Here is a 23284-nt window from a genome sequence, read left to right on the forward strand (position 1 = left end):
GGCCGGCCTCGTCACCCCAGGGTGAGACACGGGTCGGCACCCGGGCCAGGGTGCACCCCAGGGTGTCTCCCTGGCTCCACCGGTGGCCTGGTCACGCGAGGGTGAGCGGCATGAGACGACTGATCCTGCTGGCGGCCGTGCTGCCGCTCGCGGCCGTGCTGGTGCCGGGCGCCAGTGCCGCTCCCGGTGCCCCGGCCACCACGTGTGCGGCCATGCCCGTGTCCGCGCCACCCGGCGCCCAGGTCGAGGCGGTGACCGCGACCGCCCACGAGGGCGGCACCGTCACGTTCCCGGCCGCTCCCCCGCTGCACCCCGCACCGACGACGCTGACGGACGTGCCGGCCTGGTGCGACGTCACCGTCACCCTCACGCACCCGGGCGCCGGTGACCACGTCGCCGTGAAGATCTCGCTGCCCCGCGACCGCGCGAAGTGGTCGGGCCGGTTCCAGGCCACCGGCGGCAGCGCGTACCTCGCCGGAGACTTCGGCAGCCCGCTGGTCGCCGCCGTCAAGGACGGCTACGTCGCCGCCGCGACCGACGCCGGCGTGGGTTCCGACCCGCTCGACGTCAGCGGCTGGGCCCTGAAGCCGGAGACGCCGGCGCTGCTGGAGGACTTCTCGTCGCGCTCGCTGCACGACCTGGCCGTGGTCGGCAAGGACGTGGCGAACCGCTTCTACGGCAAGCCTGTGAGCTACGCGTACTGGAACGGCTGCTCGACCGGTGGAAGGCAGGGGTACGTCGAGGCCCAGGACTACCCAAAGGACTTCCAGGGCATCCTGGCCGACGCGCCGGCCATCAACTGGGACCGCTTCGCCGTGGCCTCGCTGTGGCCGCAGGTCGTGTTCAACGAGGAGAAGACGCAGCCGACGCAGTGCGAACTGGAGGCGTTCAACACCGCGGCGGTCGCGGCGTGCGACACGCTCGACGGCGTCAAGGACGGCGTGATCGGCAACCCGCAGGCCTGCCACTGGGACCCGCGCAAACTGATCGGCACGAAGGTGCTGTGCGAGGGCAAGGAGCTCACCATCTCCGCCGCGACGGCCGAGGTCGTGCGCAAGATCTGGGCCGGGCCGGTCTCGCCGTCCGGGCAGCAGCTCTGGTACGAGTCCAACATCGGCGCACCCTTCAGCGGACACGCGCAGGCCGGCATGCCGTTCTTCGTCGCCGACAGCTGGGTCAAGTACTTCGTGAAGCAGGACCCGACGTTCGACACCACGAAGCTCACGTACAGCTCCTTCGCACAGCTGTTCCGCGAGTCCCAGCAGAAGTTCCACGACGTCATCGGCAGCGACGACCCGGACCTCTCGGCCTTCGCCCACGCCGGCGGCAAGCTGCTGAGCTGGCAAGGCCAGTCCGACGAGCTCGTCCCCACCCAGGGCACGGCCGACTATCGCGAACGCGTCAACCGGCTCATGGGCGGCAACTCCCGCGTCGACCAGTTCTACCGCCTCTTCCTCGCCCCCGGCGTCACCCACTGCGGCGGCGGCCCCGGCGCCCAGCCCACGGACGCCCTGGGCGCCCTGGTGAAGTGGGTCGAGCACGGCCAGGCCCCGGACACCCTGGCCGCCGCCGTCAAGACCACGGACGGCACCACCCTCGCGACCCGCAACCTGTGCCGCTACCCGAAACTCGCCCACTACACCGGCCACGGCAACCCCGCCTCGGCTGCGAATTACCGTTGTAGCTGACGGGTTTTCTTCCTTCCGCCCGGTCCCGGCTCTCCTCGGAGGGCCGGGACCGCCTTCAGTTCAACACCCCACCCAGCTCCCGCCGCGACGTGATGCCCAGCTTCGTGAACACCTTCCGCAAGTACCACTCCACCGTGCGCGGGCTGAGGAACAGGGCGGCCGCGATCTCGGGGTTCGTGCGGCCGGCCAGGGCGAGGCGGGCGATCTGCGTCTCCTGGGGGGTGAGTTCGTCCCACGAGCCCGAGGTGCGTTTGCGGACCGTCTCGCCGGTGGCGGCGAGTTCGCGGCCGGTGCGGGCGGCGAAGGCCTCGGCGCCCATGGCGGTGAAGGCGTCGTGCGCGGCGCGCAGGGGGACGCGGGCTTCGCTGCGCCGGTTTTCGCGGCGCAGCCATTCGCCGTGAAGGAGGCGCGCGCGGGCGAGGGGGACGTCGAGGCGGCCGGTCGACAGGTGCTCGACGGCGGCGCGGTAGTGGTTTTCGGCCTGCTGGCGCGGCCCGGCCAGGGCTTCGGCGAGGGACTGCGCGCCGTGGGCCCAAGCCGTGTCCGCCGCGGCGGTCAACGGGGCGAGACGTTCCCGAGCCGAGGCAGCCACACCAGCGTCACCGGCGTGAGCGGCCGCCTCCACCAGCTCCACGAGCGCCCGGTTGTGCACGCCGAGATCGTCGTACTCGACCACGCGCCGCGCGGCCTCCAGCGCGGCCGAATACTGGCCGAGTCCGTTGTACAGCACGGCTTTCGCGTACCAGGCCTCCGCGAGCAGCCGGCCCTCCCCACTCACCGCGGCCGCCTTCTCGGTCGCCGCGATGCGCTCCAGCGCCGGCTGCTCGCGGCCGCGGTGTGCGGCCAGGTCGAGCGCCGCCGACGGAGCTGCGAGAAGACCCGTGGCTTCGCCGAACGCTTCGGCTTCCGCGACCAGGCCGGCCGCCTCGGAAAAGAGCCCCGCCCGCAACACCGCCCCGGCGCGAAGGACCAAAGCGGACGGCAGCAGCGCCAGCGACCCGGTCTCACGCGCGAATCCGAGCGCGCGCGAGGTCAGGCTGTCCCAAGTGACGTCGTCCCACAGCTCGATCGCGACCGGCGCCGCGAGCCACACCAGACCCGGATCAGCCGCGGCCAACGCGACCCGCAGCAGGGGCGCCGCGGCGCAGCCCTCCGAACGCCACGCCGAAAGCCCGGCCAGAAACAGACCGGCCGGTTCGTTTCCGCCAGCCACGGCCGGATCACCGAACTCTGCGCCGAGCCGCCCCGCGTGCACGGCCGCACCCGCCGCCAGTAAGTACGTCTCCCGCGCCGCCGCGAGGTCCAGCTCCTCGAGCCGGCGCGCGGCCGCCAGCAACGGCGGCCCCGCCGCCCGCCCGCGGTTCACCGCGAACGCCACCTGCGCCCGCAACCGCTCCACCCCCGCGCGGTGCAACGGATCCAACGGCCCCAGCTCGGCAGCCGACAACAACTCCGGCACCTGCATGGGCGCACCCGACGCGAACCGAGCCCGCGCCGCCTCCAACGCCCGCGTCGCGCGCGTCTTGGGGTCCGGCGTCAGCTCGGCGGCCCGCTCGAAAAACGCCGCTGCCCCCGCCGGCCCGCCTCGGGCCAGCGCCCGGTCGGCGGACTGCTCCAGCTCGGCGGCGACCGTCTCGTCCGGCCCCACCGTCGCGTGCGCCCGGTGCCACGCCCGCCGGTCGGAGTGCTGCTCCGGGTCGGTGGCCTCGGCCAGCGCGCGGTGCACGTCCCGCAGCTCCGTCGCGTCGGCCGAACGCCACGCGGCCGAGCGCACCAGTGGGTGCCGGAATCGCACCCGCGCGCCGAGCTCGACCAGCCCCGCAGCCTCCGCAGGCGCTGCCGCACCGGGTTGGACACCAAGATGTTCGAGCGCCCGCCACAGCAACGTCACATCCCCCACCGGCTCCACGGCCGCGGCCAGCAGCAGCCGCCGCGTGTCCGAAGGCAACGCCGAAATCCGCCGCGAAAACTCCTCCTCCAGCCGGTTCACCACCGGCTCCGCGGCACGCGTCCCGAACCCGAACGCGAGCTCCTCGGGCGTCCTGTCCCGGCAAAGCTCCAGCAACGCCAACGGGTTCCCGCGCGTCTCGGCGACGATCCGGTCCCGCACGCGCTCGTCGACCCGCCCGGCGAGCGTCCGGTCCAGCAGCGCCCGCGCGTCCGCGTCGGCGAGTCCATCGACGCGCAGCTGGGGCAACCCCTCCAGCGCGGCGTCGTCCAGGCGCACCCCGAAGACGAGCGCGACCGACTCCGCGTCGAGCCGCCGCGCCACGAACGTCAGGATCACCTCGGACATGCGGTCGAGCCACTGCACGTCGTCCACCACACACATCAGCGGCTGCTCCGCGGCCGCCTCTGCGAACAGGCCCAGCACCGCGAGCCCGATCAGCAACCCCTCCGGCGGACTCCCGGCGGCGAGTCCGAACGCCGTCGCGAGCGCGTCGCGCTGCGGTCCCGGCAGCCGGTCGAGCAGTCCGAGCAGCGGCGCGCACAGCCGTTGCAGCCCCGAGAAGGACAGCTCCGACTCCGACTGCACCCCGACCGTCCGCACGACCCGGCACGGCGGCGCCTGCCCCGCGAGGTGATCGAGCAGCGCCGTCTTCCCGACGCCCGCCTCGCCGCGCACCACGAGCACCCGGCTGCGCCCCGCGCACACGTCACGCAGCAGCTCCTCGAGCGCACCGCATTCCCGCTCGCGTCCCCGAAGAACCCCGTCCACGGCCACCTCCCCCGGCGGACGCTACACGCGTGTTCTCAGGCCGGCGAAACGCGGAACACCGGCCAGCCGATCTCCGTGCGCCACGACCGCGGATCCGGGTCCTCACGCGGGCCGCACAAGTAAGTCTCGTGCACGGGGCCGGCCACGGCGAGCGCGTGCGCCACCACCCAATTGCCCAGCCGGCCGTAGGTGACGTCGATGTCGTCGTGCTCACCGACGTGCACTGTCACGGCGAGGTCCATGGCCGGAAGTGTGTGCGGCACAACGCGACCGACAGCCGGTGCGTCGGAAACCGGCCGGTAGACCAGGGCCGTACCGCGCCCGGCGGTGAACAGCTCGTTGTCGTACAGCCCACCCGGCGGCGCGAAGCCTTCGCGTCCGGCCACGGCGGCGTCCAGTTCGGACATCGCCGCGTCGTACCACTCCAGCACGTCGTCGAGGTCCACTGTGGCCTCGATCGCCGCGACGGTCCGGGCGGGCACCGAGCGCAGCTCGACGGCGAGCTCCTCGACGTCCGGCTTCAGCAGCTGCCGCAACGACGTGACCGCCGCGCGCGTGCGGTCCAGCCGGTCCTCCAGCCGTTGCAGGTGGCCGGCGATGAGGTCGGCGCGCGTTCGCGGGTCACTCGTGGCCAGAATGTGCTTCACCTCGGCGAGCGGCACGTCGAGCTCGCGCAGCCGGTGGATCACCTGGGCGTTCGGAATCTGCTCGCGCGCGTAGTAGCGGTAGCCCGTGGCGTCGTCGACCGACGCGGGCGCCAGCAGCCCCGCCTCGTGATAGCGGCGCAGCGTGCGCACGCTCAAGCGCGTGAGCTGGGCGAACTCGCCGATCGTCAGGCCTGACCGCATGGGGCCACTGTGCACCCTCTCCCGGGGAGAGGGTCAACTCGGGTTTGACTCTCTCCCCGGGAGAGGGCCGACGGTGGGGTCGTCATCCCGAGTCGAACCCAGGAGAGCCCCACATGACCACCGCGCTGCCCCAGACCGTCACCGGCTACCTCACCGCGCACGAAACCCGCGACGCCGACCGTGCGCTGCCGCTCCTCACGCCCGACGCCACCGTCGCCGACGACGGCCACACCTACCACGGTCCCGCCGAAATCCGCGCCTGGCTCGAGGGCGCCGCGAGCGAATACACCTAGACCAGCACGCTCATCGCCACCGAGCGCGTCGACGACGAACACTACGTCGCCACGCACCACCTGGAAGGCGACTTCCCCGGCGGTCAGGTCAACCTGCACTTCCGCTTCACGCTCGCCAACGGGCTGATCTCGCGGCTGGTCATCGAACCCTGACCCGGTCTCGGAAAAACCCCGCGACACCACGGGATCCGCGCGGCTAGAGTAACCGTCAAGGTTCGAGTGTGCCCGGTGCGCAGGCAACGGTTACTTCAACTGGTGCCCACAGGTTCGATTCCTGTACACCGTCGCCGATCTTTCTCGGGCACACCCGAACCGGACCGAAAGCTTCTTCGGGAGCAACAATTTCAGGTGTGCCCGGTGCGCAGGTGACGGTTACTTCCGCTATCAACGGGCATGTTGCGGGTTCGAATCCCGTCACCCCGACCCATCGGGGTGTAGCTCAATCCGGCAGAGCAGCTAAACGTACCGTGGCCGACTTTTTCTCGGGCACACCTGAAACTGTTGCTCCCTCCCACGACCGAACACACAAACATGAGGGGGTCGACCCATGGCCAAGTTCAACATCCTCGGCGCACTGCGGGCGGCCCGCTCGCCGATCTCCAGCGAGGCCGTCGCGAGCGGGCGCACGTACGAAGGCGGGGCCGGCTACGCGCGCGATGCCAAGAGCGAGCTGTTCCTGCTCGCCGTGACCAACCTGGTCGGGGAGCACACGTTCTACGAGAGCGCCGGGCAGCGCGACACCCGCTACGCCGAACTCGTGCGCGCCGCGACGCTGGCCGATCCCGAGTGGACGGTGCGCTTCCTCGCGTGGCTGCGCCGGGAGGCGAACCTGCGCACCGCGGCGCTCGTCGGCGCGGCCGAGTTCGCCGCGGCGCGTCGGGAAGCCGGCCTCGAAGGCCTCTCGCGCCAGGTCGTGAACAGCGTGCTGCAGCGGGCGGACGAGCCGGGTGAGCTGCTGGCCTACTGGACGAGCGTCCACGGCCGCACCCTGCCCAAGCCGGTGAAGCGCGGTGTGGCCGACGCCGCCCAGCGCCTCTACACCGAGAGCTCCTACCTCAAGTGGGACTCCGACGCGCGCGGGTTCCGGTTCGCCGACGTCCTCGGGCTGACGCACCCCGGCCCGCGTGTCGACTGGCAGGACGCGCTGTTCGAGCACGTCCTCGACGTCCGCTTCCACACCGACCGTGAGATCCCCGCTGCGCTGCGGACTCTCGGCGCGCACCGGGAGCTGATGGCCTGGCCGATCGAGCGCCGGCGCGAGCTGGTCGAGTCCGTCACGGCGCCCGAGGCGCTGCGCCGCGCCGGGATGACGTGGGAGTCGCTCGCCGGGTGGCTCCAGGGGCCGCTGACCGCGGCCGCGTGGGAGTCGATGATCCCGTCGATGGGTTACATGGGGCTGCTGCGCAACCTGCGCAACTTCGACCAGGCCGGGGTTTCCGACGAGGTGGCGCAAGCCGTCGCCACGCGGCTCGCCGAACCGGAGCAGGTCGCGCGGTCGCGGCAGCTGCCGATGCGGTTCCTCTCGGCCTACCGGGCGGCGCCGTCGCTGCGGTGGGCGTGGGCGCTGGAACAGGCGATCACGCACTCGCTCGCCAATGTCCCGGTGCTGCCGGGCCGCACATTGATCCTGGTGGACACCTCGTGGTCGATGACCTCGCGGTTCTCGAAGGACGGCACGCTGAAGCGGTGGGACGCGGCCGCGGTGTTCGGGCTCGCGCTCGGGCAGCGGTGCGAGAAGGCCGACGTCGTGTCGTTCTCCGGCGACACCCGCGAGTTCCAGCTGCGGCAGCGGGAATCGCTGCTGAAGTCGGTGGACCGCTGGACCGCCGACGGGTACTTTCTCGGCAACGGCACCGACACGCACCTCGCCGTGGGGAAGCACGAGCGCGGCCACGACCGCGTCGTGATCATCACCGACGAGCAGGCCGCGCACGGCGACGTCGGGCAGTCCGTGCCGGCGGCCACCCCGCTGTACACGTGGAACCTCGCCGGGTACGAGCGTGGCCACGCGCCCAGCGGCGGCCGCAACCGGCACACGTTCGGCGGCCTGACCGACCAGGCCTTCCGGATGATCCCGCTGCTGGAGGCCGGGCGCAACGCCGACTGGCCGTTCTGACCGTCGCGATCGGACGGTGGTTCCGGTGACCACCGTCCGATCGCGACAGTGTGCCTGCCGGGGACCTTTTGCCAACTGGTACAGGAAATCGGCCCTCGATTGGACCGGTCACACGCGCGGGCGCGGACCTAGTGTCGCGTGTCTGAAGTAATTTTACGGTTGATTTTGGTGATGATGTCGTCGTCGGTGGCGGTCCAGGTGAAGGGTTTGGCGCGGTCGTTGTAGGCGTCGATGAAGTCGCGGATGGCGGTTTCGAGGTTGCTGACGCTGGTGAAGGTGCCGCGGCGGATGGCTTGGCGGGTGATGATGCCGAAGAAGATTTCGACCATGTTCAGCCAGGAGCAGCTGGTGGGCGTGAAGTGCAGGGTGATCCGCGTGTTCTTGTCCAGCCACTTTTGGATCTCGGGGTGTTTGTGGGTGGCGTAGTTGTCGACCACGATGTGCAGCTTGACCCGCGGGTGGGCCTTGGCGACTCTTTTGAGGAAGGCAAGGAACTCGACGTTGCTGTGGCGCGGATAGCAGGCGTCGGCGCTGATCCTGCCGGTGGCGACCTCCAGCGCGGCGAAGAGGGTGGTGGTGCCGTGGCGGACGTAGTCGTGGGTTTGTCGTTCGGGCAGTCCCGGGCGCAGCGGCAACGCCAGCTGGGTCCGGTCCAGGGCTTGGATTTGGGATTTCTCGTCTACGCTGACCACGACCGCGTTCGCCGGAGGGTTGAGATACAGACCCACGACATCGCGGATCTTGGGCTCCAGTTCGGGGTCGGTGGAGAACTTGAATGTCTCGATCCGATGGGGCTGAATGTTCCACTTCCGCCAGATCCGCGCCACCGTCGCGAAGGAGATTCCCAGCCGAGTCGCCATCAGCCGTGACGACCAGTGCGTCACCCCCAACTCTGCCGGTGGTTTCCCCTTGTCTGCCAAGGTTTCCGCTAGCACGGAGACCTCGTCGATCTCCGGCGCCCGCCCTGGCCGCGGCAGGTCACCCAAGCCGACGATTCCGGCGTGCTCGTAGCGGCCACGCCACTTGAGCACCGTCGGCCTCGTCGAGCCGGTTCGGGCAGCGATCTCAGTATTGGGAACACCATCGGAGGCCAGCAACACGATCCTGGCCCGCTGGACAAGCCCAGCCGAAGCCGTCGTGGACCTGGTCACCGCCCGAAGCCGTTCCCGATCACCATCACGCAACTCCAACGCCGAGGCCACGTACATGACTGTGATTCTCTCAACACCACAGACGTAAATCAATCAACGACACGCAACACTAGCCTGGCCGTATGATTCTTTCACCCGGCTCAGGCAGCACCTACGACAATCTGCTCACCCGCACGCCGCCATTCGTCCCCGAGGGCTCGCACTTCATGGTCGGCACCGTTTCGATCCCGCCGGGCGACCCGGGCAGCGGCCCGCACCGGCATTCCGGTCCCGTGTTCGGCTACGTGCTCGAAGGCGAGATCCTCTTCGAGCTCGAAGGCGAGGAGCCCTATCCGATCAAGGCCGGGGAGGCGTTCTGGGAGCCCGGCGGCGAGGTCGTGCACTACCAGGCCGGCAACCTGCGCGAGGACATCGCGAGCAAGTTCGTGGTCTGCATGGTCTGCGCGCCCGACGTGCCGATGCTCACGTTCCTCGACGAGGACGAGATCCGCGAGCGCGACCACCTGCGTCATCCGAAGGCCCGTCGCTCGGCCTGAAAGTCTGTCCGGCCTGCTGTCTCCGACACGGAGGCGGCAGGCCGTTCTCGTCAGCTGCGGCCGTAGGCCTTGCGAGCCAGCCGCGCGGCTGAAGGAGCGTGACTGTCGGCTTCGGCCCGGATGTCGGCGATCGTCTTGGCCGCCAGGGCTTTGCGCCACTGGAGCTCGGCGTGCTGCATGGCCGAGTCGACCGCGCACTTGCGGCGGAACGCGCTCTGCGGCGCCTCCTGACCCATTCCGTGCTGCCGGATCTCGGTGCACTGGAACGCGTGGTCCCGGCCCTCGATGGCGGCGACCACGTCCATCAGCGTGATGTCCTCGGGCCGGCGCGCGAGCACGAACCCGCCGCGCGCGCCCGGGAGCGAACGCAGCAGCCCCGCGCGTACGAGCGCCTGCAGCTGCTTGTTCAGGTACGCCACGGGAAGCTCGTAGCTGGCCGCGAGGGACGCGGTGGACACCGGTTCGTCGTCGTCGAGCCACGCGAGCGACAGCAGGACGTGGACGGACCACTCGACACCCTGGTTCATCCGCACGGCCGTCACCCTAGACAATCTGGACCCTGGAAGTCAAGGTTCCGGTTGCGGGCACGGGAGCGCACCTGCCACCATCGGAATCCCCTGTAGCGCACGAGGAGCGGCGAAGTGACCGAAGTGGCCGGTGGCGGACTGACGGACGCGGTGGCGGCGTTCGAAGCCATGCGCCCGCGCCTGTTCGGCATCGCCTACCGGCTGCTGGGCACGGCGGCCGACGCGGAAGACGTGGTGCAGGACACGTGGATCCGCTGGCAGGGCACGGATCGCGATGCGGTGCGCAACGCCGAGGCCTTCCTCGTCACCGCCGCGAGCCGCCTGGCGCTGACCGCCGCGACCTCCGCCCGCGCGCGCCGCGAGCTCTACGTCGGCCCGTGGCTGCCCGAGCCGATCCCGACCGCCGACGGCACCGACGTCACAGTGGAGCGCGGCGAGGCACTCGAGCTCGCCGTGCTGGTGCTGCTCGAACGGCTGACGCCGCAGGAGCGCGCGGTGTACGTGCTCAAGGAGGCCTTCGACTACCCGTATCGCGACATCGCCGGGTTCCTCGACATCAACGAGCAGCACGCGCGCCAGTTGGGCCACCGGGCTCGGGGCCACGTGACCCGCGAACGCGGCGCGCGCGTGAGCCCGGCCGAGCGCGACCGGTTGCTGCAAGCGTTTCTGGCAGCCGCGCAGCGGGGTGATCTCGAAGGCCTGCAGAGCCTGCTGGCCGAGCACGCCGTGGCCTACTCGGACGGTGGCGGCGTCGTCACGGCAGCGCGCAAACCGATCTCCGGCCGCGATCGCGTGGCGCAGTACCTGGTGCGAACGGTCGGGATCCACGGGCAGCAGGTCGACACTTCCGTCGTGGCGGCCAACGGGCAGCACGTGGTCCTCGTCTCCCGCGCCGGCGAACCGCTGGCGGCGTGCTGGGTGGACGCATCGCCGCTGGGCATCGACCAGGTCTGCTTCGTCGTGAACCCGGCGAAGCTCGCCCGGCTGGCCGCGGCGGTCGCGGGGTGAGCTCGCTCGGGATCGACCTGCACCTCGAGGCCGGCGGCGAACCGCGGGCGCGCTCGATCGAGGCCGCGCTGCGCGAGGCCGTGACGTCCGGGCGGCTGCCGGCCGGCACGCGCCTGCCCGGCACCCGCAGCCTGGCCGACGATCTGGGGATCGCGCGCGGCACCGTCGTGGAGGCCTACGCGCAGCTCGTGGCAGAGGGCTGGCTGGTGAGCACGACCGGATCGGGCACCCGCGTCGCCGAAACCCGGCTCCCCGTGGCGAAAGCGATGTCGGAGGTCGAGCCGCGCCTGCTCGACCTGCGGCCCGGACGGCCGGATCTGAGCCTGTTCCCGCACACGTTGTGGTCGGCCAGTGTGAAACGCACGCTGGCGGCGGCGGGACCGTCCAGTTTGGACTACGGCGACCCGGCCGGCTCGCGTCTTCTGCGCGAAGCGGTGGCCACCTATGTGTCGCGGACGCGGGGCGTTCGCGCCGAGGCCGAGGCGGTCGTGATCACGAGCGGCTTCACCCACGGCCTCGCCTTGCTGGCGCGGGCGCTGCGGGAGTCGGGGATGTCCGTGATCGGCACGGAGGACCCCGGCCTCGTCCACCACCGGCGCCTCATCCACGGCGCGGGTCTCGCGACCGCACCGCTGCCTGTGGGTCCGGAGGGCGCGGATCCCGCTATTCTGGACCCGGACGTCCGCGCGGTCCTGCTCACGCCCGCGCACCAGCACCCGCGCGGCGTCGTGCTGAGCCCCGATCTGCGCACGGCCTTCCTCGACTGGGCACGCGCCCGCGACGGCTTCGTCATCGAGGACGACTACGACGGCGAGTTCCGCTACGACAAACAGCCCGTGGGCGCGCTGCAGGCGCTGGACCCGTCGCGCGTGGTCTTCGCGGGCAGCACCAGCAAGTCCCTGGCACCCGGCCTGCGCCTCGGCTGGCTCGTGCTGCCGCCGCGGCTGCGCATCCCCGTGCTCGACGCGCTCGCCGTCACCGGCGCCTCCGTCGGTGCCCCCGACCAGCTCGCCCTCGCCGACCTGCTCCAGCGCGGCGACTACGACCGCCACGTCCGCCGCGCCCGCCAGACCTACCAGAAGCGGCGCGCCGAGCTGGCCACCCGCCTCGCCACCCTCACCGACGTCCCCCTCGACGGCGTCCCCGCCGGCCTCCACGCCCTGCTCCCCCTGGCGTCGCGCCACGAGGAAAAGCGCCTCGTCGACACCGGCCTCCACGCGGGCGTCCGCCTGCTGGGCCTGCACACCTCGGGCTACTGGCACGGCAGCGACGACCGCGCCGGCCTGGTCCTCGGCTACGCCACCCCACCGCAACACTCGTGGCACCCTGCGCTGGACACGCTGGCGCAACTGCTGGAGGGCGCGGAGATCGCCGCTTGGTGACCCGGCTGTTGCCGGCTTGGGCATTCGGTCGGCTTGGGCATTCGGCCTGTCACCTCACGCCGGGCCTCGCCCGCGGCCGGTGCCAGCGGGCACCGGACCACACCGGTGCGCCGCCGCGGCCGTCGGCACAGCTTGAAGCCTTCCGGCCGCGGGTCCCGCACCGCCCTTGCCACCGGGCCGTCAGGCCGCGCCGTCGGGCCCTGCTCCCAACCGGAGCCGAGCGAAACAGGCCACGCCCTGCGCTATCCCCACGACACCGGCCCAGGGTGCAGCCCTCCGGGCACGCCAGCTCACGGCCAGGAACTCCAGGCCACGCCAGTGCGCCTTGCTCCACGCCAGAGCCGAGCCAACCGAGCCGCGCAGTGCGCTGAGGCCGCGGTCAGCCCAGCTCGAACCCTTCCCGCCACGAAGGCCGGCTCGGCAGCCAACCCAGGTCCTTCCGAGCGTGCGTGTTGTCCGCTCCCCGAGCCCACGGCGTGCGCTCACCGTCAGTCCGAGCAGGAGGCGGCGCCCCGACGGAAGCGCAGAACGTCGGCACCCACTCGTAGCCCGCCGCGGGCTCGTCGTCGCAGACGTTGACCGGGCCGGTGGGCCAGGTGAGGGCGGCGAGTGCGGCCGAGGCGGCGTCGTCGATGTGGAGGAAGCTGGTGACGTCGGCGGTGGCGGCGAGGGTGCCGGCCGCGGCGAGCTGGGCCATGAGGCCGCCGGCGGTGTACCAGGTGTCCGGGCCGTAGAGGGTGCCGTAGCGCAGGACCACCCATTCGGGCAATTCCGACACCGCGGTCTCCAGGCTGGCGACGCCCGACACCGAGCCGAGCCGGTCGGGGGCGCCGGTCAGGTCGAGCGGCGTGTCTTCCGTCGCGGGCGCGGCGCCGGGCTCGTAGGCCCACGAGATGCTCTGCGCGACGATCCGCCGCACCCCGGCGGCCTTCGCCGCGTCGACGAGGTTGCGCGTGCCGACCGTGCGCACCTGGGCGTTCGCGGTGCGGTCGCCCGAGCCGAGGTCCGTCAGCTGGTGCATCACGACGTCCGGCGCGGCGGCGCGGACGATCTCGGCCAGCGCGGGCGCGTTGTACGCGTCGCCGAGCACGGCCGTCGCGCCGAGCGCGGTGATCCGGTCGGCCGACCCGGCGCCGCGCGCCAGGCCCACCACCTCGTGGCCCTCCCCGAGCAGCGCCGGCACCACCCGGCGCCCGACAACGCCGGACGCACCGGCGAGGAAGATCCGCATCTTTCCCTCTCAAACGATCTCGTGTGGACAACTCGGCGAGATCCAGTCAACCCGCGCCCACGCCGGACCGGTAGTCCACTTCGCCCCCGCCCCGTTGGACCGGTTCACGGAATCCGGAGGTGTGGATCACACACCGGCCTGTCACGTTCGCCGGACCTGCGCGGTCTGGGCAGTGATCCACACCCGAGACGAAATGAGGCAAGACCGATGCGAGTGGCTGTCGCCGGCGGGACCGGGCTGATCGGCGCGCTGGTGGTGCGGAAGCTGACCGCCGCCGGGCACAAGCCGGTGGTGCTGGCGCGTTCGCGTGGCGTCGACCTGACGACCGGCGCCGGGCTCGGCGGACAGCTCGACGGCTGCGAAGAGGTCGTCGACGTCACCAACGTCATGTCCGTGCGCAGGAAGCCCGCGGTCGGGTTCTTCGCTGCCGCCACGAGCAACCTCCTGGACGCCGCCGCGACGGCCGGGGCGCGGCACGTGATCACGCTCTCGATCGTCGGCGTGGACGACGTCGACCTCGGCTACTACTTCGGCAAGCGCAAGCAGGAGGAGCTCGTGCGCAACGGCCCGGTACCGTGGACGATCCTGCGGGCCACGCAGTTCCACGAGTTCCCGGAGCCCCTTGTGGACGGTGCCCGCGGGCCGTTCGTGGTGGTGCCCCAGGAACTGTCCCAGCCGGTTTCGGCGGACGAGGTCGCGAGCGCGCTGGCCGCGCAGGTCGGGCAGGAGCCGGGCGGCTACGTGCGGCCGCTCGCCGGACCCGAGCAGCTCCAGATGGCCGACATGGCCCGCCGGCTGGTCAAGGCCCGCGGATCCCGCAAGATCGTGCTGCCGGTGCGCCTGCCGGGCGCGGTCGGCAAGGCCATGACCGGCGGCGCGCTGCTCCCGCGCGAAGACTACGCCCGGGGCGAGCGCACGTTCGCCGAGTACCTGCGCCGCGTCGCGAACCGACTGTCCTGAAAGGACTCCGATGAACACCCTCGCCATCCGGGCCGCCCTGGTGATCCCGTTCCTCGACGAAGTGGTCGTCGGCGGCTGGAACCAGCTGTTTCCCGAAAGCTTCTACACCACGTTTCCCACGGTGGACCTGAACCCACCGTTCAGCGAACACTTCGCCCGCGACTTCGGCGGCGCGACGCTGGCCATCGCGCTGATGCTCGGCATCGCGCTGGTCAAACCGAAGACGCACTACGTCGTGCCCGCCGCGGCGGCGTTCTCGCTCTTCGCCGTGCCGCACTTCTTCTTCCACCTGTTCGACACGCACCCGCCGGTGAGGTGGCAGGCCGTCGTGCTCACCACCGCCAATGCCCTCGTGGCACTCCTCGGCCTGGCCGCGATCCTCCTGGCCGTGCTGCGCGACCGGCGCGAGGCTACTGCGGCCTAGCCCGGTACGGGTCGAGCGCGTCGGTCGGCCCCTTGCCGACGAAGTCGCCGGTCGCCCGCCACATCTCGCGTTCGTCCGCCAGCCGCACGGGCAGCGTCAACCCCATCGCGGCGGCGAGCGGCGCGCGGCCGAGGTCGACCATCGCGCGGACGGCGCCGGCCCACTCGTCCGTGGCGACCACAGCCACCCGGTACCAGACGACCGCCGGCACCAGCAGGCCCGCCAGCGCCCCCGCCGTCACCCACGGCAGGTCCGCCCGCCCGGCGATGAGGTCGACGGCAGCGGCCACCGCGACGAGCACGTGGCCGCAGAGCAGGCTGACGAAGAAGTCGACGTTCGTGCGCCCGTCCTCCACCTGCTCGCGGACGGGCTCGGAGACCACGGCGTTGAGCTCGTGCCACAGCACCTGCGAATCGAGCCGGTAGCGGTGGTGGCCGTACTCCTCGAACCGCCGGATCGCGTTGCCGAGCCGCGCGACGGCACCGCGCGCGGAAAAGCCGGCCCGGCCACGCGAAGTAGCCCTCGAGGACGCGGTAGAGCGGCGTCTGCAGTGCCGCCGGCACCAGCCCGAGCACGGCCGTGGCCGGCAGCCCCACAACGGCCGCCCACCCCGCGTCCACGCTCAACGTCCCCATCCGCCTCTGCCCCGGCGCCACGGCGAACCCGAACACCACGACGTTGATCAGGCTCGGCAGGATCCACCCGACCAGCAACGCCCGGGCGCCACCAGAGGGCACCCTGAACAATCCCGGTCATGCGCGCCCCGCGCCCCGCGCCCCGCGCCCCGCGCCCCGCGCCCCGCAGCCGGCGCACCAACCGCCGCCACGCCGCCGGCCGCCAAAAGGTGGGGCCTCGTCAAGGAAAGCTGGACCTGGTGGCTGGACACCCTGTTGACCACCCGGCCACGGTGGACCGTCAGCTTCCCCCGCCTGAGGGGTTCGACATCGAAGCCAACGCCGCCGAGCGAAATGGACCGGGCGTCGCCACGTGGAATCCCCGACGGTGGCGTCGGCGCGTCCGGATCACCGAACCGCGGCGAGTCCTCGTCGGGAGCGCAGGGATCCGTAGGTCCGTCGTTGTCCGACGTCGTCATCCGCCGCCGCCTGTCGTTCGCGCGAGCGCGTTCACCATAGTGGAAAACGCCCGCGCTACCGACGGTCGGCGCGAAATCAGGCCGGCCCCAGATCCGAGGACAGCCAGTGTTCCGGACGCATCGAAATCACGATGTGCTCTCCGAGGTGGGTGCGCTCGAAGTCCAGGAAGGGCGCGACTTTCTCCGGCGGCAGGTACCGCGACACCATTTCCCGCGTTTTCTCGTCGGCGCTGGGGCCGGTACCGGTGACCGGTCCCTCCACCGAGACGTACCGAACGGTAGGAGAGTCCGTTGCACCATCAGGGTGAAACGCCCCGCCGCCTTGATCGCACGGGCTTTGCGCGCGCCCGGGGGCGTGCGGATCCACAGGTCACCGCCAGGGGTGTACTGGTACCAGATGGGCACGACGAGCGGGGCGCGGTCGAGGCGTTCGACCACCGACAACGCGCCGACGTGCGGCTCGGCCAGGAACTGTTCGCGTATTTCCGCTGTCAACACCATGACAGCGCAGGCTACGCCGGGGATCCGACAAGAACCGTCGCACTCGGCCGCTAAGTCCACTGTGGACGAATAAATTCAGTCCGATCGAGTCAACCCTGTAACGCTCATGAAATCCTCCTCGATTGAACTGGGGTAACCCTTTCGCGAGACCGAGAGGAACGGGGAAAATGACACTCGCCAAAACAGATGACCGCGATCTGACGCCCGCGCCGTGACCGCGTCCGGGCAGGACACCGTGCTGGTCGTGGGGGCCGGACCGGTGGGCTTGACCGCCGCCGCCGAGCTGGTGCGCCAGGGCGCGCGCGTGCGGGTGGTCGAGCAGCTGGCCGAGCCCACCACGCAGTCCCGCGCGGTCGTCGTGCATCCGCGCACGCAGGAGCACCTGGCCGCCATGGGCGTGCTCGCGCGAATGGAGCGCGAGGCGTCCGCGATGACCGCGCTGGAGATGTACGCCGGCCAAGACCCGAAGCAGCCCACCGTGCGGCTGGACACCGAGCACCTCGCCACCCGCTACGGCCGCATCCTCGACCTGGCCCAGCCGCGGACCGAGGCGCTGCTCGCCGAACACGCTGCCGGCCTGGGCGTGCGGGTCGAACGCGGCGTGACGCTGGAGAGCCTCGAACAGGACTCGACGGGCGTCACGGCCACCTTCACCTCCGCGGCCGGGCGCGACCGGTCCCGCTACGGCTGGGTGGTGGGCGCCGACGGCGGGCACAGCACCACCCGCACGGCCGTCGGCACGCGGATCGAGGGTGTGTTCGAAGGTCAACATTTTTTGTTCGCCGACGTCGCCGCCGAGTCCGAACGCTCACCCGACACCGTGCGAATGTTCGCGCACCCCGACGGCATCGGCGGCGTGTTCCCGATGCCCGAGGGGCGCACACGGCTGTTGTTCGAAGTCGGACGCCCGGCGGCCGGCGCGGTCCCGACGATCGCCGAGACGCAACAGCTCGTCGACCAGCGCGCGGGCGGCGCCTGGCGCGTGACGGACGCCCACTGGCTCACGTACTTCGAGATCCACCACGGCCAGGTGCCCCGCTACCGGCACGGCCGCGTGCTGCTGGCCGGCGACGCCGCGCACATCCACAGCCCCGCCGGCGGTCAGGGCATGAACACCGGCATCCACGACGCGGTCAACCTCGCGTGGAAGCTCGCCCTGGTCACCACCGGCCGCGCCGATCCTGGGCTGCTCGATTCCTACCACGCCGAACGCCACCGGGTCGGCGCGTCCGTGGTCAAGCAGACCACGCGCATGACCGACGTCATGACGGTCAACGGCGCCGAACGCGGGCTGCGCAACCTCGCGCTGTTCCTGGTCGGACACCTCCCGCCCGTGCGCGAGGAGCTGATCTCCGGCATCGCCGAGGTCGACATCCACTACCGCGCCAGCCCCATCGTCACCGGCCGCGCGACCTCACGGCGGCACCCGCACCCGGGCGACCACGCGCCCGACCTGCCCGGCCTGCGCTCGGCAATCGGCACGCCGACCTCACTCGACGAGCTGCTCCACCGGCCCGGCCACCTGCTCCTCACGAGCGTCCGGGACACGGCGGTCCTCGACGAATTCCGCGCGGCCCTGGCCGGGCTCGGCACGGTCGTACCCGTCGGCCCCGGCGGCCTCCAGGACCCGGACGGCTCGTTCACCGACCTCTACGGCACCGGCGAACACGGCCTCGCCCTCATCCGCCCCGACGGTTACCTCGGCCTCATCACCCGTGAGGGAACTCCCGAAAAGCTGTCCGGATACGCACAACTCCTGATGCACGGCGCTCAGGCCGCGTTGCCCGGTGGTAGGTCCCGCACATCCTGAAACCCGAGCTGCGGGCCGCCACTCGTCGCGGGCAACGGGAGACCGCGCGGCCCGGAATGCCAGGCGCGCAAGGAGAACTTGTCGACGTCGAAGCCACTGCGGGAGCCGAACAGCCGGGCGAGCTCCGCCGCGTCCCGCGTGAGCAGCGGCGGCGAGATGCCGCACTTCGCCGCGAAGCCCACCAGGCACCGTCAGCGTAGGGGCGCGGCGGCGAGCCCGGCGCACGTCGCGGCCAGCAGCCGGGTCAGCGTCGGGGTGAAGTCACCGGGGCCGATGATCGACAGCGACGCGTCGGCCCGGTACGCCGCGGCGAGCTCGGCCCCGGGATGGGTGACCTGCCACAGCGTGGCGGCGAGGGCGTTGGCCGCGGTGACGACGTCGATCGCCGCGGCGGCAAGGGAAGGCGTCGCAGCTCCGATGGCCGCGGTCAGGACGTCGATCGCCTGGCGGCTGCCGCGCTTGAACTCCACGACGTGGTCGACGTCGACGTCGTGTTCCAGGTGCAGCGGGACGTTGGCGAACAAGTCGCACAGCAACGGATCGGCGGCCAGGCACGCGACGAGCACCTCCGCCAGCTCCACCGGCGAGACCGTGCGGCCGCGAAGCTCTTCATCGACCGCGTTCGCCCAGCTCGCCCAGCCGTCCGCCGCGAGCCGCAACAGCACGTGCTTGTGCGAGGGGAAGTAGCGACGCATCGCGGAATGGTGCACGCCCACCTGTTCGGCGATCGCCGTGAGCGTGACCGACGCGACGCCCCGCTCCCGCGCGAGCGTGCGCGCCGCGTCCACCAGGGCTTCAGCACGCTGACGCTTGCTCTCGGGCGAACGCGCGCGCTGGAAGGAAGTCACCCGCCCAGCATAACGCACGACGTGTGCGTTGACAGGACAAGCGCGGCGAGGCTAGCGGGGTCGAGCTCGACATCCGGTTCCTCGAGATCACCGACCACCCCGCCGTCTACGCCCTGATCGACGACGTGGCCCGGACTCACGGCCACCTCGACGCCGTGGTCTCGCAAGCCGGCGGCATCTTCGCCCTCGGTACGGCGGAGCAGATCACGATGGACGGCTTCCGCTTCGTCCTCGAGACGAACTTCTTCGGTCGCCGTCATCAAGGCCGCGCTGCCGCACCTGCGCGCGAGCAAGGGCCGGCTGATCGTCACGACCAGCGCAAACGGGCTGGTCGGCGCGCCGTACAACGACGCGTACGCGGCTTCGAAGTTCGCGCTCGAAGGAGCTGTCGAGTCGCTCGCTCCGGTCGTCGCGCGCTACGGCGTGCGGACCACCATCGTGGAACCCGGGCCGGTGGCCACCGACGTGATGGCCCCGCGGCGCTTCGAGAAGCTGCGGCCCCACGACGCGGTGGAGAACAGCCCGTACCCCGAGCCGTGGGACTTCCTGTCCCGGGTCATCGGCAACACCGGCGGCGTGCAGGCGGTCGAGGAGGTCGGCCCGCAGATCCTCGACCTGCTCGGCCGGGACAACCCGCCGCTGCGGTTCCAGACCGCGCAGTGGGCCCGGGACTTCGTCGCGCCGAAGCTGTCCGCGGACCTCGACGGCAAGAAGGTCTACGAGGCTTCGGAGGTGTACATCGGCCTCGCCGGGTAGTACCTATTGCAGCAGCGGCGGGGTGAGCGCCCGGCGGTGACGCGTGACGAACTGCCACACGAGGAAACCCAGTGCCAGCAACAGGTAGCTATTGCCGATCACGTGGTCCAGCGGCCCCCAGGACAGCTCGCGGAAGTCGTTGTTGGGCAACAGCGAATGCGGCGCGATGATGAAGATCGCGATCACGGCCGCCAGGCCGGCCACCGCGCGGCCGGTCGTGGCGCGGGCGGCCAGCACGATCGTCGCGGGGACGATCCAGACCCAGTGGTGCGACCACGAGATGGGTGAGCACACGAGGACCGCCGCGGCGTTGAGCAGGAAGGCGACCGGTTCGTCGGCCCGGCGCATGGCCGCCGCAGCGAGGAGCAAAGCGGCCAGGGTCCCCGCAGCGACCAGGACGAGCGTGGGCGTCGCGGGGAGACCGAAGCGATGGACGGCGCCCTGGATGGTCTGGTTGGTGGCGAAGATCGAACCGCTCATGCCCGACGCACCGGTCAGCCCGCCGCCGAGCCAATAGGCCGCGGAAGCCTGGGGCGCCGCCACGAAACCGACCGCGCCGGCGGCGACGAACGTGACGAGGGCAGTGGTGAGCGCGCGGAAGTCCTTCCTCAGCAAGAAGAACAGCAGAAATCCGGCGGGCGTGATCTTCACGGCCGCGGCCAGGCCCACCAGCACCCCCCGCGGCAGGCGGGTTTTCGGCCCCAGGCAGTCGATCACGACCAGCGCCATGAGCACGAGGTTGACCTGTCCGAACCACAGCGTCTCGCGCACCGGCTCGAACGCCAGCGACGCCGCCCCGACCACGACCGCGGCCAGCACCGCGGTGTGCGTTTCGGCGCGCGGCCGCACGACGACGTAGACCGTCGCGCCCAGTGCGGTCAGCGAAATCGCCAGCATCAGGACGGCGGCCACCGGCGTGGGCACCGCGGCCGGCACGAGGAACAGGACGGCGGCGAACGGCGGGTAGATGAACGGCAACGTCATGCCCGACCGCGTCGGCGGCAGCGGGCCGTAGAGGTCGCGGCCGTGCGCCAGCGCCTGTGCGCCAAGCCGGTAGACCTCCAGGTCCACCGGCCACAGCGTGCACACGACCGCGAGCACGCCCGCCACGAAGACGACCGCCCCCGCCACCAACGCCACCACGACCCCCCGGCGAGCGGCCGCCTCGTCAAACAGGTGTTTCAGCACTCCGGCCGGTGTCGCGTGCCCCCCAGGGCCTCGGAACGTGATCACCCCGTGATCATCCACGGCGCGTGATCGTTTCACCGAGTCGGGGGCTGTTCGTCACGCTCTGAAGCGGCCAGGGCGGGCCCGCCGCGCTCTCGCCCAGGCGGTGGCGGCCACCGGGCCGCGGCCCGATCGGCGCCGGAATCACGGGCCGCCCGGGCAAATCGGCTCTTCGGTCCGGACCACCTCACGAGCCCACGGCTGCGCCCGACACACCCCGGCCGCGTCGGCAATGCACACGCCCGCCGGCATCAGCGTCACTCGGCGCCGGTAATCACCACGTGGCCGCACGAGCCCGGCGCTGCTCGCGGGCTCCAGGTCCGGACCACTCCGGGTCAGCGGCTCCGGCGCGCAGCGGCCGCCGACACCATCCCCAGCGCCAGATCCGCGTAGTACTCCCCCAGCTCCTCAGGCGAATCCGCTCCGTCCAGCCGGTACCACCGGACCAGGTCGACGCCCAGCGAGAGGATCGCGCGCACGACCCGGTGGGCGTCGACGTCGGGGAAGGCGCCGGTGGTGGTGCCGTGGGTGAGGGCGTCGTGGAAGACCGAGGTGGACCGGCGGCGCAGGCCGACGATCACGTCGTAGTGCGCGGGCGTCAAGGCGCCCAGTTCGTACTGGCTGACGCGCGCGGCGACGTGGTGGCGGGCGTGCCACGAGACGAAGGCGGCGACGAGGGCGCGCAGGTGCGCGGCGGGGTCGGCGTCGGGCGGGACGCGGTTCAGCACGTCGAGTGAACTTTTGTGCCCGGCGCGGGTGATCTCGAAGAGCACTTCCTCCTTGGAGCTGAAGTGCACGTACAGCGCGGCGGGCGAGAGGCCGGCCGCGGCGGTGATGTCCCTGGTCGTGGTGGCGTGGAAACCCTGGGCGGCGAAGCAACGCACGCCACCGGTGAGCAGGCCGCGCGCGGCTTTGCCGAAGCCGGCGTCCCACAGGTCGGGCGAGTCGTCCGCCAGGTCGGGGAGCGCGGATCGCTGGGCGCTCATCGGGGTCCTTTCCGCCGGAAGGGGCCCTTGCTCCGCCCCACGGCTGTGTGTATCGTCGCACACCACCAGCGACTATGACTATGCGCTTAGTCATTATCCCAGGTAGATGTGTGCCAGGTAGATGTTCTGCCGCGATCCGCCGTCGATCGGGAGGAGGACACCGTGGACGTGTCCTGCGCGTTCCCCACCGCCCTGGACTCTCCGGACCAAATCGCACTGGCCGAGCGACTCGGCTACCACCGGGCGTGGGTGTACGACACACCCCAGCAAAGCCCCGACGTGTGGATGACCCTCGCCCTCGCCGCCGACCGCACCGAGCGCATCGGCCTCGGCCCGGGCGTGCTCGTGCCCAGCCTGCGCCACCCCATGGTCAACGCCGCGGCCACGGCCACCCTCGCCGCGCTCGCCCCCGGCCGCGTGGCGGTCGCGTTCGGCACCGGCTTCTCCGGTCGTCGCGCGATGGGGTACGGCGCCGTGCGCTGGGCGTTCATGGAGTCCTACCTCCGCGCGTACCGCGGGCTGCTGCGCGGCGAAACCGTGGAGTGGGAAGGCGCGCGGATGCGAATGCTGCACCCCGACGGCCACGCTCCGGCGCGGCCCGTCGACGTGCCGATCCTCGTCGGCGCGCTCGGCCCCAAGGGCAACAAGGTCGCGACCGAGCTCGGCGACGGCCTGTTCGCCACGCTGCAGACGCCCGAGTTCATGAAGGACCACCCCTGGGTCGCGTTCCTCGAATGGGGCACGGTGCTCGACGAGGGTGAACCCACCGACTCCGCCCACGCACGCTCGGCCGCCGGCCCGGGCTGGGCGCTGTCCTTCCACGGCGCCTACGAGTTCGGCGGCCCCGACGCGGTGCGCACATTGCCCGGCGGGGCGGAATGGCTCGAGGTGGTGGAAAAAACACCGGAGGAACACCGGCACCTCACCATCCACTCAGGACACTGCGTCGACCTCAACGAAGCCGACGGCGCCGCCTGGCAGGCCGGCGGCAACTCCACGCTGCGCGAGGTGACGCTGAGCGGGACCCGCGACGAGGTCCGCCGCAAGGTCGACGACTACGCCTCGCGCGGCGTCACCGAGATCGTTTTCCAGCCATGCGGGCCCGATATCCAGGGCGAGCTCGAGCGTTTCCTCGACGCCGCCGCCGGCTGACCCGAATCCACATCGTCCACGGGGGAAT

The 23284-nt window shown here is 71.5% G+C and carries 23 protein-coding genes and 1 pseudogene; 11 read left to right on the plus strand and 13 right to left on the minus strand.

Features of this window, described 5'->3' with window-relative positions:
• Window positions 1-110: 110 nt before the first annotated feature.
• Entirely contained in the window at window positions 111-1688 is a 1578-nt protein-coding gene (locus tag K1T34_RS01690; protein WP_220242544.1) for a tannase/feruloyl esterase family alpha/beta hydrolase, read from the plus strand.
• A 55-nt stretch (window positions 1689-1743) separates the two neighbouring features.
• Here K1T34_RS01690 and K1T34_RS01695 read toward each other — a convergent pair whose 3' ends face one another.
• Both K1T34_RS01695 and K1T34_RS01700 read right to left on the minus strand, forming a co-directional pair.
• Window positions 1744-4407: an AAA family ATPase gene (locus K1T34_RS01695; protein ID WP_370643604.1), complete on the minus strand. Its 2664-nt coding sequence runs from the start codon at window positions 4405-4407 to the stop codon at window positions 1744-1746.
• 35 nt (window positions 4408-4442) lie between these two features.
• Entirely contained in the window at window positions 4443-5255 is an 813-nt protein-coding gene (locus K1T34_RS01700) for a MerR family transcriptional regulator (protein ID WP_220242546.1), read from the minus strand.
• Window positions 5256-5368: 113 nt separating this feature from the next.
• Here K1T34_RS01700 and K1T34_RS01705 point away from each other — a divergent pair, with 113 nt between their 5' ends.
• A complete protein-coding gene (locus K1T34_RS01705) occupies window positions 5369-5548 on the plus strand; it encodes a nuclear transport factor 2 family protein (RefSeq protein ID WP_220242547.1) in 180 nt (59 codons plus the stop codon).
• A 547-nt stretch (window positions 5549-6095) separates the two neighbouring features.
• The gene (locus K1T34_RS01710; RefSeq protein ID WP_220242548.1) at window positions 6096-7664 is read left to right on the plus strand and encodes a TROVE domain-containing protein; all 1569 of its coding nucleotides are present in this window, start codon (window positions 6096-6098) and stop codon (window positions 7662-7664) included.
• 128 nt (window positions 7665-7792) lie between these two features.
• Here K1T34_RS01710 and K1T34_RS01715 read toward each other — a convergent pair whose 3' ends face one another.
• A complete protein-coding gene (locus tag K1T34_RS01715) occupies window positions 7793-8872 on the minus strand; it encodes an IS630 family transposase (RefSeq protein ID WP_220239988.1) in 1080 nt (359 codons plus the stop codon).
• Between the two features lie 65 nt (window positions 8873-8937).
• Here K1T34_RS01715 and K1T34_RS01720 point away from each other — a divergent pair, with 65 nt between their 5' ends.
• Window positions 8938-9351, plus strand: a complete 414-nt coding sequence (locus K1T34_RS01720; protein WP_220242549.1) for a cupin domain-containing protein — start codon at window positions 8938-8940, stop codon at window positions 9349-9351.
• A gap of 50 nt (window positions 9352-9401) precedes the next feature.
• Here K1T34_RS01720 and K1T34_RS01725 read toward each other — a convergent pair whose 3' ends face one another.
• Window positions 9402-9878, minus strand: a complete 477-nt coding sequence (locus K1T34_RS01725; RefSeq protein ID WP_370643866.1) for an Rrf2 family transcriptional regulator — start codon at window positions 9876-9878, stop codon at window positions 9402-9404.
• Window positions 9879-9992: 114 nt separating this feature from the next.
• On the opposite strand from K1T34_RS01725, the gene K1T34_RS01730 reads away from it, so the two are divergent.
• Complete coding sequence (locus K1T34_RS01730; RefSeq protein WP_255638239.1) at window positions 9993-10886, plus strand: sigma factor; 894 nt, start codon at window positions 9993-9995, stop codon at window positions 10884-10886.
• On the plus strand, window positions 10883-12268 hold the full coding sequence (locus K1T34_RS01735; RefSeq protein ID WP_220242551.1) for a PLP-dependent aminotransferase family protein: 1386 nt from the start codon (window positions 10883-10885) through the stop codon (window positions 12266-12268). Before K1T34_RS01730 ends, K1T34_RS01735 begins: the two co-directional genes overlap by 4 nt.
• A gap of 379 nt (window positions 12269-12647) precedes the next feature.
• Here the strand turns inward: K1T34_RS01735 and K1T34_RS01740 are convergent, their stop codons facing one another.
• Window positions 12648-13499: an NAD(P)-dependent oxidoreductase gene (locus K1T34_RS01740; protein ID WP_220242552.1), complete on the minus strand. Its 852-nt coding sequence runs from the start codon at window positions 13497-13499 to the stop codon at window positions 12648-12650.
• 207 nt (window positions 13500-13706) lie between these two features.
• Between K1T34_RS01740 and K1T34_RS01745 the strand changes: the two genes are divergently transcribed.
• Both K1T34_RS01745 and K1T34_RS01750 read left to right on the plus strand, forming a co-directional pair.
• A complete protein-coding gene (locus K1T34_RS01745) occupies window positions 13707-14459 on the plus strand; it encodes an SDR family oxidoreductase (RefSeq protein ID WP_220242553.1) in 753 nt (250 codons plus the stop codon).
• 10 nt (window positions 14460-14469) lie between these two features.
• A complete protein-coding gene (locus tag K1T34_RS01750; RefSeq protein ID WP_220242554.1) occupies window positions 14470-14883 on the plus strand; it encodes a hypothetical protein in 414 nt (137 codons plus the stop codon).
• Here the strand turns inward: K1T34_RS01750 and K1T34_RS01755 are convergent.
• From K1T34_RS01755 to K1T34_RS54575, 3 genes and pseudogenes are all read right to left on the minus strand, one after another.
• Window positions 14870-15289, minus strand: a complete 420-nt coding sequence (locus tag K1T34_RS01755; RefSeq protein WP_220242555.1) for a hypothetical protein — start codon at window positions 15287-15289, stop codon at window positions 14870-14872. The genes K1T34_RS01750 and K1T34_RS01755 overlap by 14 nt on opposite strands.
• A gap of 763 nt (window positions 15290-16052) precedes the next feature.
• Entirely contained in the window at window positions 16053-16238 is a 186-nt protein-coding gene (locus tag K1T34_RS54570) for a hypothetical protein (protein ID WP_370643867.1), read from the minus strand.
• A gap of 89 nt (window positions 16239-16327) precedes the next feature.
• Window positions 16328-16477 (minus strand): annotated as a pseudogene (locus tag K1T34_RS54575) (pyridoxamine 5'-phosphate oxidase family protein); the annotation flags it as partial.
• A gap of 211 nt (window positions 16478-16688) precedes the next feature.
• On the opposite strand from K1T34_RS54575, the gene K1T34_RS01765 reads away from it, so the two are divergent.
• Window positions 16689-18287, plus strand: a complete 1599-nt coding sequence (locus tag K1T34_RS01765) for an FAD-dependent monooxygenase (RefSeq protein WP_220242556.1) — start codon at window positions 16689-16691, stop codon at window positions 18285-18287.
• Here the strand turns inward: K1T34_RS01765 and K1T34_RS01770 are convergent.
• The 3 genes from K1T34_RS01770 to K1T34_RS01780 are packed head-to-tail and all read right to left on the minus strand — an operon-like array spanning window position 18248 to window position 19446.
• Window positions 18248-18469: a hypothetical protein gene (locus K1T34_RS01770; protein WP_220242557.1), complete on the minus strand. Its 222-nt coding sequence runs from the start codon at window positions 18467-18469 to the stop codon at window positions 18248-18250. The two genes, K1T34_RS01765 and K1T34_RS01770, sit on opposite strands and share 40 nt — an antisense overlap.
• Before the next feature lie 9 nt (window positions 18470-18478).
• A complete protein-coding gene (locus tag K1T34_RS01775; RefSeq protein ID WP_220242558.1) occupies window positions 18479-19135 on the minus strand; it encodes a TetR family transcriptional regulator in 657 nt (218 codons plus the stop codon).
• A complete protein-coding gene (locus K1T34_RS01780; protein ID WP_220242559.1) occupies window positions 19132-19446 on the minus strand; it encodes a hypothetical protein in 315 nt (104 codons plus the stop codon). The genes K1T34_RS01775 and K1T34_RS01780 overlap by 4 nt, the downstream gene beginning before the upstream one ends.
• On the opposite strand from K1T34_RS01780, the gene K1T34_RS01785 reads away from it, so the two are divergent.
• On the plus strand, window positions 19415-19891 hold the full coding sequence (locus K1T34_RS01785) for an SDR family NAD(P)-dependent oxidoreductase (RefSeq protein WP_255638876.1): 477 nt from the start codon (window positions 19415-19417) through the stop codon (window positions 19889-19891). The genes K1T34_RS01780 and K1T34_RS01785 overlap by 32 nt on opposite strands.
• Window positions 19892-19894: 3 nt before the next feature.
• Here the strand turns inward: K1T34_RS01785 and K1T34_RS01790 are convergent, their stop codons facing one another.
• Both K1T34_RS01790 and K1T34_RS01795 read right to left on the minus strand, forming a co-directional pair.
• Window positions 19895-21079 carry a glycosyltransferase 87 family protein gene (locus K1T34_RS01790; RefSeq protein WP_255638240.1) on the minus strand — a complete coding sequence of 395 codons (1185 nt, stop codon included), beginning with the start codon at window positions 21077-21079 and terminating at the stop codon, window positions 19895-19897.
• A 374-nt stretch (window positions 21080-21453) separates the two neighbouring features.
• Window positions 21454-22104, minus strand: a complete 651-nt coding sequence (locus tag K1T34_RS01795; RefSeq protein ID WP_220242560.1) for a TetR/AcrR family transcriptional regulator — start codon at window positions 22102-22104, stop codon at window positions 21454-21456.
• Between the two features lie 162 nt (window positions 22105-22266).
• Between K1T34_RS01795 and K1T34_RS01800 the strand changes: the two genes are divergently transcribed.
• A complete protein-coding gene (locus K1T34_RS01800; RefSeq protein WP_220242561.1) occupies window positions 22267-23256 on the plus strand; it encodes an LLM class flavin-dependent oxidoreductase in 990 nt (329 codons plus the stop codon).
• Window positions 23257-23284 lie beyond the last annotated feature (28 nt).

This window comes from Amycolatopsis sp. DSM 110486, from assembly GCF_019468465.1.
Taxonomy (GTDB): Bacteria; Actinomycetota; Actinomycetes; order Mycobacteriales; family Pseudonocardiaceae; genus Amycolatopsis.